Below are 15,535 nucleotides of genomic sequence, written 5' to 3' on the forward strand. Positions count from 1 at the left end.
GCCATAGCAAATGCATTAATATATTGCTGATTTAAGACAACCCAACACTTTAATAGTTTATACTATTGCGATACCATAAGGTTGGTAGATTACAATGCACCAGTGGGAACAACTATAAAGAATAAAGCACCTTAATAACCATACTCAAAACTAGCATTCCCAATGCTCCCCACTAGGTAACTACCCAACATATTTTTCATCATGGGAACCAAAAGGTCTTCAAAAGTTTGACCTATGGGTTTTCCGTAAATCAAATAGCCTTTAATTTTATTTAAATCATAAAAAACATGACTACCACCGAGAAGATACAATTAGAGAAGATAGCAGATGTAGAACATGAGATATTTGCTTTACTTAAACAGCGTTATAGCCCAAGAATTTTTAAGGATAAAAAAATATCCAAAAACCAATTACAGCAACTTTTCGAAGCCGCACGATGGTCTGCGAGTTCTAATAACTTACAGCCATGGCGTTTTTTATACGCCGAAAAAAATACGGACACCTATAACGACATTCTGGATTGCTTAAGCGATTTTAATAAGCAATGGGCTTCCAATGCCCCCTTATTGATGTTGACCGCCTATAAGGAAAGAACAGACCAAGGGAAAGAAAATTTCCATGCCCTGCACGATTTAGGGCTTTGCTTGGGCGGAATGACAGTACAAGCCCAATACATGGGGATTGGTGTACACCATATGGCCGGAGTGGATTGGAAAAAGGCCCATAAAAAGTTCGATATCCCAGAGGGATTTCACGTGACCACCGCAGTTGCCATAGGACATTATGGGGGCGATTTGGACGATTTGCCTACCGACTTACGCGATAAGGAAGTAGCTACTAGAAAGCGCATCCCCCAAACCGAATTCGCTTTTGAAGGAAGCTGGGGCAGCACCAAATAGGCAGTTATTGGAAACGGTGAAGAGCAGATAAAGCCGCTACCATATCAACTATAAAACAACCCTACATACCACACCCCCTTAAATTCAAGGAGCTGGTAAGGTAGGGTTGGAATATAAGGATATGGCTATAGACAGACTCGTTCCTTATACTAGAGACAGCATCATAAAGTAAACCTACTTCCCAATATACACGGTCTTTTTATTGACAAACTCCAATATACCTTCCAAGGACAATTCTCGGCCGTAACCAGAAGCTTTAGTCCCTCCAAAAGGAAGTCTTGGGTCTGATTTTACAAGTTCATTAATAAAAAAGGCCCCATCTGGAATGTCTCCAATAAGTTTACGGGCGTCATCTAAATCTTGGGTAAACAACATAGTCCCCAATCCAAATCTGGAATTAGTAGCCAGCGCGATGGAATCTGCCCTATCCTTGGCTTTGATAACTGCTGCCACAGGACCAAAAAGCTCCTCGTCAAAGGCGGGCATTCCAGGTCTCACTCCAGTAAGAACGGTTGGCTCGTAATAGGCTCCGTCCCTGGTATTTCCCAAGGCGATTTCTGCTCCCATTTCTATGGACTTTGATACTTGCCCTGCGAGCTCCTCTGCCAAATCTTCCCTGGCCAGAACGCCAATATCCGTCTTCTTATCCATGGGGTCGCCCGATTTTAAGGATTTGATTTTATCCATGAATCTGGATAAAAACTCCTCGTATATTTCTTCCACTACAATAAATCGCTTGGCCGCAATACAGCTCTGCCCGTTGTTTTGCATGCGGGCATTGACCATAGTTTCCAAATATTTATCCAGATTGGCATCCTCCCACACCACACAGGCATTGTTGCCGCCAAGTTCCATGACGGATTGTTTTAGGTTCTTTCCTGCGATTCCAGCGATAGATCTACCTGCTTTTTCGCTTCCTGTAAGACTTACCCCTTGTACAATATCGCTCTCCAACACCATCTCTAACTGTTTGTGGTTTGCCAAAACTACTTGAAAGCAGCCCGCTGGATAGCCTGCATCTTGGAACAATCCTTCTATGGCCATAGCACATCCGGGAACATTACTGGCATGCTTTAATATTAAGGTGTTCCCAGCGGTAAGGGTTGGGACCGCACAACGCAATACCTGCCAAAAGGGAAAATTCCAAGGCATTATAGCTAATACACTCCCAATGGGATCGTAACTAATAAAACTTTCCCCCGCTTCGGTCTCTATCAGATCATCCGATAGAAAGTCTTCCGCATTTTCTGCATAGAACTCGCATACCCATGCACATTTTTCAACCTCTGCTTTGGCCTGACTTACCGGTTTCCCCATCTCTTTGGCCATCAATTCACTATAACGATCCTTATTCTCTAATAACAGATCTCCCAATTTATGAAGAAGCGCTACCCTGTTTTCCAAACTCTCCTTTTTCCATTTTTGGAAGGCAGCACTAGACTTTTTTAATACCGCCTCAATGTCGGAGTCAGAGAACTGCTTGTATTTCTCCAAAACTTGATTGTTATAAGGATTAACTGAATCTATATTCGCCATAATTTTAAATTTAAATTTGCTTTAACATGGTTTTAATATGAACATTTATCTAATGTAGGCCCTAGGTAGCGTCCATGTCTTGGAAAATCTTTAAAATTCGCTCCCGATCCAAGGCATTGTCAATAGAATCTTGCACATCCTTTTTTAAAGCTTGGATCTCCATTCTTATCCCTTCCCGGTTTTCTTGGGATATTTGTGTATCGCGCTCTAAAAGTCCCAATGCCCCAATAAGGGTAGAAACTACAGAATTATCTTTTTTGGCATACAACCGTATAGGTTGTATTAATACCTGCATCAATTCCGAGGCTGTAATATTATTTTTTATTAGGACTATTTTCCCCTCCTCCAAAGTTACGGAGGTGATCTTAGGCAGGCGTAAAGTCCGATGTAATAAAGGGGTAAGTTTTGTTATAGCATCTATGGCAGTTCCGGGATCGTTTATACCCGGAGACATAGCCTTCACCGCTATCTCCATTAATTTTACCATCCCCCCAACACCATCGTTATGGTCGTCCCTGTTCATAGACAGCAGGCAACAAAACAGCAGGTCATCCAACTCTTTACCCTCTACCTTTTCCTTAATCCTTAACATGGGCGTCCCTTCCCAGATATGGGCACCCAAATAAGGGATAACCTCTATTTGGTTTCCCTGGGATACAAAAGATGCAGGTAATAGGGAAGAGTCAAACCCCCTAAAATATCCTGTCTTAGGGGCGGGTATGGTTGTAAAATCATCTGTTTGGACCATTTGCAAGGCCACCTGAGCATCTTTGGCACGTGCTATCTCCTTATCGATTTGCCTATTGCTAGAATTATAAATATTCTCAATAATATTCTGAATTTGGATGGAAGTAGATATACTATGAATAAAGTACACAAATAATGCAACACAGGTAACACCCCAAATAGCGGCCAACATAGTGGAAAACCCCATGGAAGCGGAATCGATCCCTTGTGCCCCCAAAACAATTAAGAGAATTATACAATACAATAAGGTCCCAATATAGATCCCTAAAATAAACTGATGCTTTTTATTGGAAACCAAGCTAGGCAAAAGTCGTGGGGAAAAATTGGAGGAAGCCTGACTGAGCACTACCATCACCATAGTAAAGCTAAACACAGTAAGGGAAAGCACCCCTCCTACCAAGGTAGTTAAAATAGCACGGGCAGTCTCGTAGTCTGAAATAAAAAGATAGGGGATTTTTTCCTTTATGGAATGGGCCAGCTCCAAGTTTTCCACTTCTAAGACAGCTATGGCAAACACTAGAAATCCCAAACTGATAATCACCGGGTAAAATGCGATACTCTGCACCACCCTCCCATAGACTTCCTTGGTAAATTTTATAATAGACCGGAACATAGTATTGGCTGAATTAGATCTCTTAAAGATAGGGAATATAATAGGGTTTCGTGGCCCGTTTCAGCAAAATGCTAACACTAACAATAGGTTTCACCTATAGGTCTCTCTCCCTAATAGCGGTTACCGCCTTACTCATAAGAGGTAATATATAGTGGAATAAAGCACTTATAAAACCGATTTTACCTTTAATATTGAATTAGGAAAATTAGATTTGCAACAATTAAGGTCGTATTGATTTTGCGAGTCTCTTTAAACCAAAAAGTTAAGCTACTAGGAGTAATTCACCGCACCTATTTTCATTGCGGATTAACATAAAAAATTGAATAATATTTTGGTTGGTTGTTTGAAAATGGTTCCGTTATCCAAAAATTTCGGAGCCATTTCTATTAAAAAATGCTTTACAATAATTATCTTATTCCTTCCAAACCTTAGAGAACTTATAAAACACCTATTACCGAAACCTATATTGTACATCAAATACTAATACTTTATGAAACTTAAATTGGGAGAAGCTTGGAGTGAAATGTTGAACAGACTGGAGTCTTGGGTAGATAGCCTCATCATTAATCTACCTAACTTTATTATAGCTATTGTTGTTTTTGTCATTGCTATATTCCTTTCCAAATACATTTCAAAACTCATCCTTAAACTGCTAGAAAGAAGCAGTATGCAAAAATCCATGAAGGCTGTCATCGCTAAAATAGTTTCCGTTTTAGTGATTTTAGGCGGGCTCTTCTTAATATTGGGCATCTTAGACCTCAGCAAAACCCTTAACACCATCTTAGCAGGTGCAGGGGTTGCAGGTTTGGCTGTTGGTCTTGCCTTACAAGGGGCTTTGGCCAATACGTATTCTGGGATAGTACTATCCTATATTGAGCAAATAAAATTTGGGGATTGGATAGAAACCAATGACTATGCGGGAGAGGTTACCAACATAGATTTACGAGCAGTAACCCTAAGACAGTCGGACAACAACGTTGTATTTATCCCCAATAAAATGGTCCTTGAAAACCCTATAAAGAACTATACCACCAACCCGCGATCCAAGGTAATCCTTAGCTGCGGGGTAGGTTATTCTTCGGATTTGGAATTTGTTCGCAGCCTGGTTAAAAAAACCCTTGGGGAGCATTTTAAATCCGTTGAACCGGAAGATGTTATCTTTCTCTACACGGAATTTGGGGATAGTTCCATAAACTTCGAAACCAGGTTTTGGATCGACTCTACCTCTGCCCTACAAACTAAAAAGGCAAAGACAGAGGCCATGATCGCCATTAAAAAGGCTTTTGACCAAAACGGTATCGAAATCCCATTCCCCATTAGAACCTTGGATTTCCCTAAGGACTTTAGAATGCCAAAACAGGATTCCTAGGCTTCCACAATTATTTACCCCAGCTAATTCCTTTATTGCCATGTACAATAAAATGCCAGCTGGGTTATCAGCCTAAGACACTACTTAAATAGCTTAATCCCCGGCTAACAGTCGGGGAGCTAAAGCAAATACTTTATAGGTCTAAGGTTAAAAAGATAAAGTTTCCTTTTACCATTATCCTCTACCTACCCCAATACCTTTGGAAGTATCTTTTCCGGTCTTTCAATGCATATTCAATGCTCTAGCACCACACTTACTTATAGATTGCAACTACCTTTAAATATAAAGCAACAGTACAGAAATGCAGGCGTTATACCTATTATTTTTTAAACATGGCAATGGGTCAAAAATTAATCCTATAGCGTTAAACTACTCTTGGTGAAGAACTTAACTTTAGGGTATGGATGCAAGGAAAAGAAGGGGCATCCAAGTTATTCAATACTAATTAAAATCGAAGATTATGAGTACATACACAGAGAAAGTAGGAGAAAAATTAAACGACCTATTGGAGAAAACCTATGATGCGGAAAAAGGGTATAGCAAGGCAGCCGAAAATACAGACCACGCCCTCTTAAAAGCTTTTTTTGAAAGAAAGAGCAAGGAAAGAAAGAATTTTGGCAACACCCTAAAGACTGAAATCCACGGCTTTGGACAGCAAGCTGAAAAAGGAGGAAGTATTACTGGAGCAGCACATAGAACATGGATGGATATAAAAGCATTCTTTTCTGCAGACAGTCCCGAAGCCATGTTGGAAGAAGCCATTAGAGGTGAAAAAGCAGCGGTAGAGGAATATGAGGACGTACTTTCAGATACGAGTCTTCCTTCTAGCACCTCCAAAATTCTAACAGATCAAATGCACCAAATAAAAGCAGATTTAAATAGGATTAAGCGCTTGGAAGACCTGCGATAGAGTAGCTAAACCAATTCAGCATTCCTAATTCACTAACAGGGTGCTTGCCCCCTGTTAGTGAATTATTAAAAGAGCATGGAATAGGGTTATTAAACACCTTTTCTATGGTAATTAAGCAAAACCACAAGTGCTATCCCTCACCCAAAAGAACTATGTATTACAAGATATCCAATACAGCCAGCAGCACTACATTAAACGAAACCTTCCACACGCTATTTAAATACCCCCACCTCTATCAAAAACAATTAATGATAAACGGGATAGAGGAAGTAACCATTCCCATTATTGCGATGGAAGAAAGGAATTATATGGTTCCGGCAATGTGGGGCATGCTACCGGAAAATTATGAGGATGAGTGGAGTGTGTTTCAGGAAACATTTAATTCCCTCAATATTGCCGTCCCCTCCTTAGATAACCTCTCTTGGTGTACCGAGGCTTTAATTCAAAGAAGATGCCTAATCCCTGTTACCGGATTTTACACCTCCTATCTTATTGATGGGGAATTATATCCCTATTTTTTTCATAAAAAATCGAACCTCCCCTTTTGTCTCACTGGCATTTATAATAGAACCCTAGATGGTTTTTTAACCTGTACGGTACTTACAACTACCGCACGGGAAGAGTTGAAGCAAGTACACAACCTAAATGGCACGGTCCCTTTGATGCTCCCTAGGGACCAGCACCAAAGGTGGTTAGACCCCCACCTAAAGGATAATATCTTAGCCTCCTTATTAGAAGCTACGCCAGACTTTAATCTTGTGGGACACCCTATATCCAGAGAGCTGTTTAAAAACCAAATATCGTACACATCCATGCTTGCCCCAGTCTACTATAAAGCTGCTCCTACAACTATTATTCTTACGAAAAACAAGGAATTAATTCTTCCCTAGGCCCTCCCTCCATTCATTAAAAAACAGGCTACCTCCCTCTATCTGAGTTAATTATTAAAGCGATGGGATCAATAGAAATGTTAAATAACAATGAAATTTGTAAGGAAAGGGCGTGAGAATCGTGCTCGTAGTTATAAACCTAAAAACACATCATACTATGTTACGTTGGACAGTCACCTTTGTTATACTGGCAATAATTGCCGCAATTTTTGGATTTGGCGGAATAGCCGCAGGAGCGGCCAGCATCGCGAAAGTCTTATTCTTTATTTTTCTTATCCTCTTTGTGATTTCATTATTCACGGGAAGAAGAAAAGTTTAATCACATTTTAAACTTTTAGGTTGACCTAGAAATTGGAATTGGACCATTTGTAAAAATATAATTTAATTAATCTTAATTTTAATACGATGAGAAAATCAATCATTTACTTTCTGTTTGCACTATTTTTCGCTTCGTCCCTAGCTACTTTTACCGGATGCAGAGAAGAAAAGAAACCCGGAGAAAAAATTGAAGAAGGCATAGAAGAGGTTGGAGATGGCATAGAAGAAGGTGTGGATGAAATTGAAGATGAAATAGATTAATTTCTATCCACTAACGTCTAAAAAAATACCATTAACGGGCAACCTTCTATAAGAAATTTGTCCGTTTTTGTTTTAGTCCTCTACAATCACGATAAAACTAGCATTTAGTAATATTAATTATAAGAGGAGCCACTAGGACGGTTCCTCTTTCTTAAGTCCTATAAAAGTTATGAAAAACGAATTTGCCCAAAACGAAAAAGAAATAATTGACCGGTATGAAAAGAAGGGATACACTCAGAGTTACTCTTTAACAAACGGACAATTGATGGACTTGGAGTCCAAGAAAAAATATGCCCCCAAGGATGTACATATTATTGCCGAACACCGCTTTGAAGGTATGACCAATCCCTCGGACATGTCCATCCTCTACGTAGTGGAAACCAAGAATGAAGGCAAAGGAACTGTTTTGGTTAATTACAATCCCTCAAAAAGCACCGAGATGGCTTTATTTTTCAAGGAAATTCCTAAGGAAAATTATCGCGATCAAGCATAACTCCCATTCTCAATCTAACTACCTCCTACCGCTCTATTGTAATGCCAACAACCATCAACTAGGAAAAATTGCACCTTCCTACGATCAATAATTTCATTGGATGGGAAAATTTTTCCACATTCCTCCCTTCCTATTTCATCCTAAATAGCGTGCTTATTAATTTCAGCTATAAACTTTAACTGCAACTTAAATCCCCATCAATCTCAAAAAAGCGTTGTGAGCTCGCATCGCACGGATAATTACGGTAAAAAGAAGGTTACATTAAATAAAAAATAATCATCTTTGTTAGAATAGGTGTTATATTTGTTATGCATCCAACTAATCTATTATCTATTGGCCAATATGAGAGTCTATGTAAAGTTCGATTTCAACAAAATATGCAAAGTAGTTTTGCGAGAGCAACTAGATGCCATTGGAGTTGAATATGAGCTTCAAGGGGTTGGGGAAATCTCGTTTAAAAGCGCACCCACCCAAGTAGAGATGCAAAAGATTGCCGATACTTTGGATCCTTATGGTATAGAGGTCGTAAACGACCAACAAATTGCGCTAGTACAACGTATTAAAGACGCTATCACCGAATGGGTGTATGATGGAGAAAATCCGAAACGCTATAATTTCTCCACCTATCTTTCGGAGAAACTGGACTATTCCTATACCCACTTATCATCCCTATTTTCGGAAACAACCTATTCTTCTATAGAAAATTTTATTATCCTAAAGAAAATAGATTATGCCAAGAGTTTAATGATAAACTCTGAGCACACCTTAACAGAAATCGCCTATAAACTTAATTATAGCAGTGTGGCGCATCTATCCGCCCAATTTAAAAAGACTACGGGACTAACCCCTTCCTCCTTCCAAAAGATAATTCGGAAAAGGAAGGAACGGGCAATAATGCTATAAATCCAATAAACTATGCCTCTTAACACGCTAAATATTGCCCTCGCCGATGACGATCAGGACGATCGTATTTTGTTTAAGGAAGCCATCGAGGAAATAAAGATCAAAACAAAGCTTTCACTATTTAAGGATGGGAAGGAACTAATGGATTATTTAGTACTTCCCAACGTGATATTGCCCGAAATTGTTTTTTTAGATCTAAACATGCCTATAAAAAACGGGATGCAATGTCTTAGTGAGATAAGGAATCACGACAAGCTAAAAGATTTACTGGTTGCCATATACTCCACTTCCTCCTCGGAAGCGGATATTGAAGAGACTTTTGTAAAGGGAGCTAATATTTACATCAACAAACCCAATAGTTTTGCTGCCTTAAAAGATGCCATTGAAAAGGTCTTACAACTAAATTGGCAATACCACACTTCTGCTCTAAACAGGGATAATTTTTTACTGCGGATTTAATTAAAGGGGTATGGCGCTAAAAAGATTGGTCTCTTCACCCAAGTTTTATGTAATAATGCTTATCGTAGCTACCGCGCTTTTAATTTTTATAGGAGGTATTAGCTATAAGCAAATAGATAGGTTGAACAAATCTGCGGAAGCGGTCTCCCGGATTATTGAGGTAGAGATACATATTAACCAATTATTCACCGCTTACAGCCAGATGCAGGCTGCGGAATTAAAAAACCACCTTCTTCAAGATTCCACCCGCCTATCATCTTACAGAGTATATAGGGACAAGGCCATGGATGCTATTATAACCTTGGAAGAACTGACCAAGAATAGGCCTAATCAGCAAAAAATTCTTGAAAGCATCAGTGTTTGGCAAGACAGCCTCTTTCTAGCATTAAATCAATTAACAGCGCGCCCTCTAAAGAATCCTGTAAACGATCCGCAAGAGAAGGAAAAGATTGGCAAGGTATCCGCTACCATGACCCAGTTAAATTTACTGAGAAATCAATTGCAAAGGGCAGAACAGTCCGAATTGGAAAAGCGAAAAGCCCAATATGCTACGCAAATAACTCTCACGCCGCTCACCACGCTATTTCTGAGCTTTTTCGCCTTATGTATTTTTGTGGTTTCCTTTATTCAAATAAATATTCTTAGAAAGAAAACCACTAGGGCAGAAGAATTCCTAAAAAGTATCCTAGCCGGATCGGATAATATCATCGGTTATTTACTGCCTATTTATAATAATACAGGGGACCGAATCACGGATTTTAAAATTGCTTTTACTAATGAAAAAATAGAGTCTGTTTTAGGAAAAAACCCAGAAGAATTAGCCAACACCAAAGTATCTGAAGTAGTGCCTGCCTATCTAAGGGATAAGGTTTTCCAAGAACTTGTGCACGTAATGAAAGAGGGTGCTCCCAGGAAATTTGAGTCTTTTCTGAAGCAAAATGGTAGTACGCGATGGTTTAAAACAACCGCCACTTTAATGGATGAGGGCGTGCTTACCACTACCACGGATAGCACCACCGAAAAAGTGTACACCAAAAACCTAAAGCATCTCAATAAAAGGCTGGAGGAACGCAACAAAGACCTGGGGCAAACCAAGGCCTTTCTTAACAATATCTTGGAGAGTGCCAGTAACACGGTAAGTCATTTAGAATCCGTAAAGGACGAATCTGGAAATATCATCGATTTTAAATATCTATTTTCCAATAAGGAGATTGAAAACCTTACCGGTATTTCCCCTAATTCGTTAATTGGAAAATCCATTTCAGAAGTTTTTCCCCTAATCCATAGCAACGGGTTATTTGATCTCATGGTAAAATGCGCTACGGAAGGCAGCGTGGAAACCTTGGAAACCCAATACCACCTCATGGGAAAGTGGAAGTGGATCCATACCACCATCAATAAATTAAATACTGGGATTACGGTCACCTCATACGATACCACAGCTATTGTTAAAGCCCAACAGGAACTTCTGGAACTCAACGAACAGTTAACCATACAAAACTCCATCCTTAAGGATGCCGAATCGGTGGCCAAAATTGGCAGCTACCGTTGGGATGTGGCAACCGGCGAAGCTAGCATGTCTGACAATTTTTACCGATTATTGGAATGTGAAATAGATGAGTTTGTACCCACATTTGATAATTATCGCCCCTATGTGCATCCCAAGGACCAACGTATGTTTGAGGAAAAACTACAATATACCTTGGACAAAAAGCACGACAATGTATTTGTCTATAGGATTGTAACCAAAACAGGGAAAATAAAGCACTTCCAACATTCCGGACATTTTGTACAAGACAAATTTGTAGGGGTGGTAAAGGATATCACCAAGGAACTCAAAGATGCTCAAAAACTACAAGAAAGAAATCTAGAACTTAAAAGGTCTAATAAGGAATTGGAATCCTTTAACCGGGTGGCAAGTCACGATTTACAAGAACCACTGAGAAAAATACAAATTTTTATATCCAGGATTACCGAGGGGAATTTAGAAAAAAACTCGGAAAGAAACTTAGAGTATTTGCACAAGATAAGCTCTTCTGCCAACCGTATGCAAAACCTTATTAAGCATCTCTTGGCTTATTCCAGACTGAAAAAAAACAAAAAGGATCGTACCCTAATAGATTTAAATGAATTGGTAGAAAAAATCCTAGAAGATTATGAAGCTCCAATCAATGAAAAGAAAATTAACATTCTTCTCCATCCCCTTCCAGATATAAATGGCATCCCATTTCAAATAGAACAATTATTTAGCAACCTCCTCTCCAATTCCATTAAATATACCAGCGTATTGGAACCGCCGAGGATAGAAATCGGCTGCCAAAAGATAAAGCGCAAAAATATTGAGGACGACTTTCAAAAAAAGGCGGCCAACTATTACTGTATTACAGTAAAGGACAATGGAATTGGTTTTGACCCTACAAACGCAGAGAAAATATTTGGGCTGTTTCAACGACTTCATCAAAAAAACGAATATTCCGGGACGGGAATAGGCCTTGCCATCTGCAAAAAAATTGTTGAGAACCACCGTGGTCATATTGTAGCGGATGGCACTTTAAACAAAGGCGCCATTTTCCGTATTTACCTCCCTGCTTAACTGAAAATCGGCTCAGCTAACAGTTTATTTACATCCCCCTAGTACTTTTCATAAAAATCGAAAAAACTACCTCATTTCATCTTTTTTATGCGCTTATAGGTGAAAAATAGGTGTTTTAGCATAATTATATAACAGAAGTCTATAATTCTATAACACCATCGCCTCCCCTTTTGTCGAACTTTGTGAATAGTTAATAGATACTAACCCTTTAAAACTATACGGACCATGAAGAAATCTAAAGAAAAGCCATCCTTAAATTCAAAAGTTGGGAAGCGTTGGACCCTCGCTTCCAGAGTAGAGAAAGATACTTTTATAACGGATAATTTTATTATGGGCATGACCAATCAAACCACAGATTATAATTCCAACTAGCATAATTGCTTTGACGAGGGCACCAAACTTGTACAAATAGAACAGCGTTCCAATTGTCCAGAATATTATTCCTAATAGCAGTTATAATGCTTGTCATTTGGGCAATAGGCTTATTTGTACTCCATATAGGCATGTTAATACATTTTTTCTTACTACTGGCCGTATTAGCGATGATAATAAAAGTGGTAAGGGATAAGTAAGATTAAGAACCTTTAAACATACAACTATGAACACTATACACATATCCACCAGCAATTTAAAAGATATTTTTGATCAGTTACAACAAACTTTGGGAGGCACCTTAAAAGTTCGCCCGCAGGAATATAATTTGGTTTTGGACAACGCCATGGCGCGGGGTGTAATAACAGGTGTCTGTTTTAAAAGTCGAATATGTTTTTTGGAGTACGATGTAACTTTCAAGGAAGACACCTTGATTAACAGCTATGCCCCAGACACCAATCCGATACACTTTATGTATTGTGCAAAAGGGAAAATAACCCTTAGGTTTGAAAATGAATCTGACAAACATAGGTTGAATCAATTTCAGACAGGAATTTTCTCCAGTGTTCCCGCTAAGAAATCCCTCCTCTTTTTTGAAAAGGATGAGCAGGTAAGAGTTGCCAATATTATGGTAGCAAGCAACCACCAAGACTCCAAGGATGAAAGCATGGATCAATTAAGGGATAATCTTTTGAAAACTTTTATGCCTAAAGATGGCAAGGAGACCTATACCTACACGGGATCCTATAATTTAAAAATTGCAGAGCAGATGCAGCAATTGGCCGCTATCACTCAAAAAGGGCTGGTACGCCATTTATTGATTCAAGGAACCATTCATTTAATATTAGCCCAAGAAATACAACAACACAAGGAAGATCAAAAAAATGCAAAAAACAACTTTGGTTCTTTAACCAAAGACGAAATGGACGATATAAGGGAGCTTTCTAAATTTATACGAAACTACCCGGAAATTCAGTATAACCTAAAATACTTAAGTTCCAAATCTGGCCTATCGCCCGCAAAGCTTCAGGAAGGGTTTAAGCTACTCCACAATAGGACCGTTACAGATTATATTAGGAATGTACGAGTGGAAACTGCGGAGCATATGATAAAAACTACCGACTTAAATATTTCCGAAATAGTTTACAGTGTAGGACTTACCAGTAGAAGCTATTTCTCCAAAATATTTAAAGAGCGCTATAACTGTAGCCCCAAATTTTACCAGGACCATCAAAAATCCATGGCGGTAACCGCATAGGAACCACTTTGGTAATAAAAACTGAAAAAACCGATCTCTTTAAGATCGGTTTTTTTGTCCTTATATCACAGACGTTGGCACCTCCCTGCTCCAAATTCCATAGTAACACTAAGTTGATGCTTTTTAGCATTCATCATTCCTAGATTACAGAAAACCAATTTTGATGAAGCCTCACTATAATTGCAGCAATGTTTATTACCTTTTTCGCATTATGCTCCTAACTAACTTCCAGTAGGATAGGGTTAAAAAACAATTCCACAGATAGTTTTCTGTGGAATTGTAGGAAGAGGATAATGGTATTCCCCTAATTTATTTTAAGGAAGCTCGTAACATCCAGGACATTTGTTCGTGTACCTGTAAAATTCCCGTAATAAAATCTGCAGTACCTTCATCATTATGCGCTTCCGCATTTTCCCCTATACTTTTTCTAATAAATTTTATAATAGTGGTATGATCTTCAAGGAGTGCAGCCATTAGGGTAACACTATCGGTTTTCTCGGGCCGCTCGTCCTTTAAATGCGATAGTTCTAGAAATTCTCCCAGGGTACCGGGAGAATAAAAGCCCAACATCCGTATCCTTTCGGCCACCTCATCTACAATAGTCTCTATTTTATTGTATTCTTCCTCAAAAAACACATGCTTGGTATGGAAGTCTATTCCTTCCACATTCCAATGTGCATTCCTTAATTTGGTATACAGTAAATATTCATCGGCCAGAAGTTTTCGCAACATATCTACCACCGATTTTCTATTATCCTTATTGATACCTATAGATGTTTGTGCTGAATCCATTTTTATTACTTTTTAATTTTGTTTTAGTTATAATGGCAAGGTAAATCCAAGACAAAGAGTCCTTTGATCTGGAAAAATAAAATATTGCCCCAAACCCTAGTTGATAAAAAGTACCCCTATAGCATACTTTAGTCGGACTCCTTAATACCAGCTGCCCCTTCCCCACTTTGGATTCCCGAACTATCCGCACTTAGATAATTCACAAATTCTGAAGGGGTTTTAATCATTTTATAGGAACCTCCATTAATTACAATGGGATATGCGAGTACAATTGGATTTTTATCAAGGATTTTTAAGCAATCCTCCCAATCCAGATCGCGTTTATCGCGCCCATAAAGTGCAACAAAATCTGGATGATCCATATCGATAAGCTCACACACTGTTATTCCTAAATTATCGGCCATTTCTGCCCACTGTGTACCGGTTACTTTATTCTTTGCAATGTCTATTGCCAAGAGCTTTTTCTCGGAAGTAGTCACATACGCATAGGTCTGTTTTCCCAGGGAAGTCCCAGAATGATAGTAGAGTGTTATTTGTCGGTCGTCCTTCATTAGTACCCCCATTTTTATTTTTACCGAAAAGGTAAGTTAGCCTTAGGGATCATGGGATCTTTTTCCATTTTAATATTGACGCAATTAGTAGTTGCCTTGTTAATCTTTTTCACCATTTCCCGTAAGCGTACTTATCACCCCTTCCTTAACATTTTGCCATAAATAATTAAAGAAGGATTTGGTAGGATCTCGCTGGGCATAGATGGTCCCGTACCGGTAACCTTTTGGGTCTGCATTAGAACCGTCGTTGGTAAATATATTGCCTATGGCGGTGAGCAACTTATTTACCCCCGTTCTATCTTTCTGCAAGATCACAAATTTAAAATCCCGGTACTTCATTTTCATATCCCCGCTAGCACTAACTTCATCCCCACTAAAAGTAAAGTATAGCTCTTCTACCGCCCCCTTGGCCTCTGCCCTAAGGTTGGGACTTAGAAAAGGGTTAATACTATTGGCCTTCATATTGAGCAACCTACCAGAAACCAAAAAGGCATCGCTCTCATTCTGCGGCTCAAAACTCCAATCCAACTCCTGTCTTCGTCACTTTTTTGCAACACCCAACATAAAGTAC

The 15,535-nt window shown here is 39.1% G+C and carries 19 protein-coding genes; 13 read left to right on the forward strand and 6 right to left on the reverse strand.

Annotation, left to right across the window (positions count from 1 at the left end):
• Positions 1-131: 131 nt before the first annotated feature.
• Positions 132-254 carry a hypothetical protein gene (locus tag BV214_RS17060; protein WP_262483064.1) on the reverse strand — a complete coding sequence of 41 codons (123 nt, stop codon included), beginning with the start codon at positions 252-254 and terminating at the stop codon, positions 132-134.
• Positions 255-287: 33 nt separating this feature from the next.
• Between BV214_RS17060 and BV214_RS06485 the strand changes: the two genes are divergently transcribed.
• A complete protein-coding gene (locus BV214_RS06485) occupies positions 288-899 on the forward strand; it encodes a nitroreductase family protein (protein ID WP_086476688.1) in 612 nt (203 codons plus the stop codon).
• A 174-nt stretch (positions 900-1,073) separates the two neighbouring features.
• Here the strand turns inward: BV214_RS06485 and BV214_RS06490 are convergent, their stop codons facing one another.
• Positions 1,074-2,435 (reverse strand): NAD-dependent succinate-semialdehyde dehydrogenase, encoded by a 1,362-nt coding sequence (locus BV214_RS06490; protein WP_086476689.1) that lies wholly within the window; start codon positions 2,433-2,435, stop codon positions 1,074-1,076.
• A gap of 61 nt (positions 2,436-2,496) precedes the next feature.
• Positions 2,497-3,795 carry a DUF2254 domain-containing protein gene (locus BV214_RS06495; RefSeq protein WP_086476690.1) on the reverse strand — a complete coding sequence of 433 codons (1,299 nt, stop codon included), beginning with the start codon at positions 3,793-3,795 and terminating at the stop codon, positions 2,497-2,499.
• Between the two features lie 490 nt (positions 3,796-4,285).
• On the opposite strand from BV214_RS06495, the gene BV214_RS06500 reads away from it, so the two are divergent.
• The 12 genes from BV214_RS06500 to BV214_RS06540 all read left to right on the forward strand — a co-directional run bounded on the left by BV214_RS06500 (position 4,286) and on the right by BV214_RS06540 (position 13,621).
• Positions 4,286-5,164: a mechanosensitive ion channel family protein gene (locus BV214_RS06500; RefSeq protein WP_086476691.1), complete on the forward strand. Its 879-nt coding sequence runs from the start codon at positions 4,286-4,288 to the stop codon at positions 5,162-5,164.
• A gap of 460 nt (positions 5,165-5,624) precedes the next feature.
• Positions 5,625-6,074: a ferritin-like domain-containing protein gene (locus BV214_RS06505; protein WP_086476692.1), complete on the forward strand. Its 450-nt coding sequence runs from the start codon at positions 5,625-5,627 to the stop codon at positions 6,072-6,074.
• Positions 6,075-6,226: 152 nt separating this feature from the next.
• Complete coding sequence (locus tag BV214_RS06510; protein WP_176328468.1) at positions 6,227-6,964, forward strand: SOS response-associated peptidase; 738 nt, start codon at positions 6,227-6,229, stop codon at positions 6,962-6,964.
• A 157-nt stretch (positions 6,965-7,121) separates the two neighbouring features.
• Positions 7,122-7,283, forward strand: coding sequence for a DUF1328 family protein (locus BV214_RS06515; protein WP_086476701.1), 162 nt, complete (start codon positions 7,122-7,124; stop codon positions 7,281-7,283).
• Between the two features lie 86 nt (positions 7,284-7,369).
• Positions 7,370-7,543 carry a hypothetical protein gene (locus BV214_RS16735; protein ID WP_176328469.1) on the forward strand — a complete coding sequence of 58 codons (174 nt, stop codon included), beginning with the start codon at positions 7,370-7,372 and terminating at the stop codon, positions 7,541-7,543.
• 169 nt (positions 7,544-7,712) lie between these two features.
• Positions 7,713-8,036, forward strand: a complete 324-nt coding sequence (locus tag BV214_RS06520; protein ID WP_086476694.1) for a hypothetical protein — start codon at positions 7,713-7,715, stop codon at positions 8,034-8,036.
• A gap of 342 nt (positions 8,037-8,378) precedes the next feature.
• A complete protein-coding gene (locus BV214_RS06525) occupies positions 8,379-8,939 on the forward strand; it encodes a helix-turn-helix domain-containing protein (protein ID WP_086476695.1) in 561 nt (186 codons plus the stop codon).
• 12 nt (positions 8,940-8,951) lie between these two features.
• On the forward strand, positions 8,952-9,398 hold the full coding sequence (locus BV214_RS06530; RefSeq protein ID WP_086476696.1) for a response regulator: 447 nt from the start codon (positions 8,952-8,954) through the stop codon (positions 9,396-9,398).
• A 10-nt stretch (positions 9,399-9,408) separates the two neighbouring features.
• Complete coding sequence (locus BV214_RS06535; protein ID WP_086476697.1) at positions 9,409-11,991, forward strand: PAS domain-containing protein; 2,583 nt, start codon at positions 9,409-9,411, stop codon at positions 11,989-11,991.
• A 225-nt stretch (positions 11,992-12,216) separates the two neighbouring features.
• Complete coding sequence (locus tag BV214_RS16740; RefSeq protein ID WP_176328470.1) at positions 12,217-12,363, forward strand: hypothetical protein; 147 nt, start codon at positions 12,217-12,219, stop codon at positions 12,361-12,363.
• Between the two features lie 53 nt (positions 12,364-12,416).
• Positions 12,417-12,563 carry a lmo0937 family membrane protein gene (locus BV214_RS17185; protein WP_223883413.1) on the forward strand — a complete coding sequence of 49 codons (147 nt, stop codon included), beginning with the start codon at positions 12,417-12,419 and terminating at the stop codon, positions 12,561-12,563.
• 26 nt (positions 12,564-12,589) lie between these two features.
• Positions 12,590-13,621, forward strand: a complete 1,032-nt coding sequence (locus BV214_RS06540) for a helix-turn-helix domain-containing protein (protein ID WP_086476698.1) — start codon at positions 12,590-12,592, stop codon at positions 13,619-13,621.
• A 309-nt stretch (positions 13,622-13,930) separates the two neighbouring features.
• On the opposite strand, the gene BV214_RS06545 is transcribed toward BV214_RS06540, so the two are convergent.
• From BV214_RS06545 to BV214_RS06555, 3 genes are all read right to left on the reverse strand, one after another.
• A complete protein-coding gene (locus tag BV214_RS06545) occupies positions 13,931-14,413 on the reverse strand; it encodes a Dps family protein (RefSeq protein WP_086476699.1) in 483 nt (160 codons plus the stop codon).
• 128 nt (positions 14,414-14,541) lie between these two features.
• On the reverse strand, positions 14,542-14,964 hold the full coding sequence (locus BV214_RS06550) for an arsenate reductase family protein (RefSeq protein WP_176328471.1): 423 nt from the start codon (positions 14,962-14,964) through the stop codon (positions 14,542-14,544).
• 99 nt (positions 14,965-15,063) lie between these two features.
• Complete coding sequence (locus tag BV214_RS06555) at positions 15,064-15,492, reverse strand: hypothetical protein (protein WP_086476700.1); 429 nt, start codon at positions 15,490-15,492, stop codon at positions 15,064-15,066.
• Positions 15,493-15,535 lie beyond the last annotated feature (43 nt).

The organism is Arenibacter amylolyticus (assembly GCF_002150785.1).
GTDB classification, from domain to species: Bacteria; Bacteroidota; Bacteroidia; order Flavobacteriales; family Flavobacteriaceae; genus Arenibacter; species Arenibacter amylolyticus.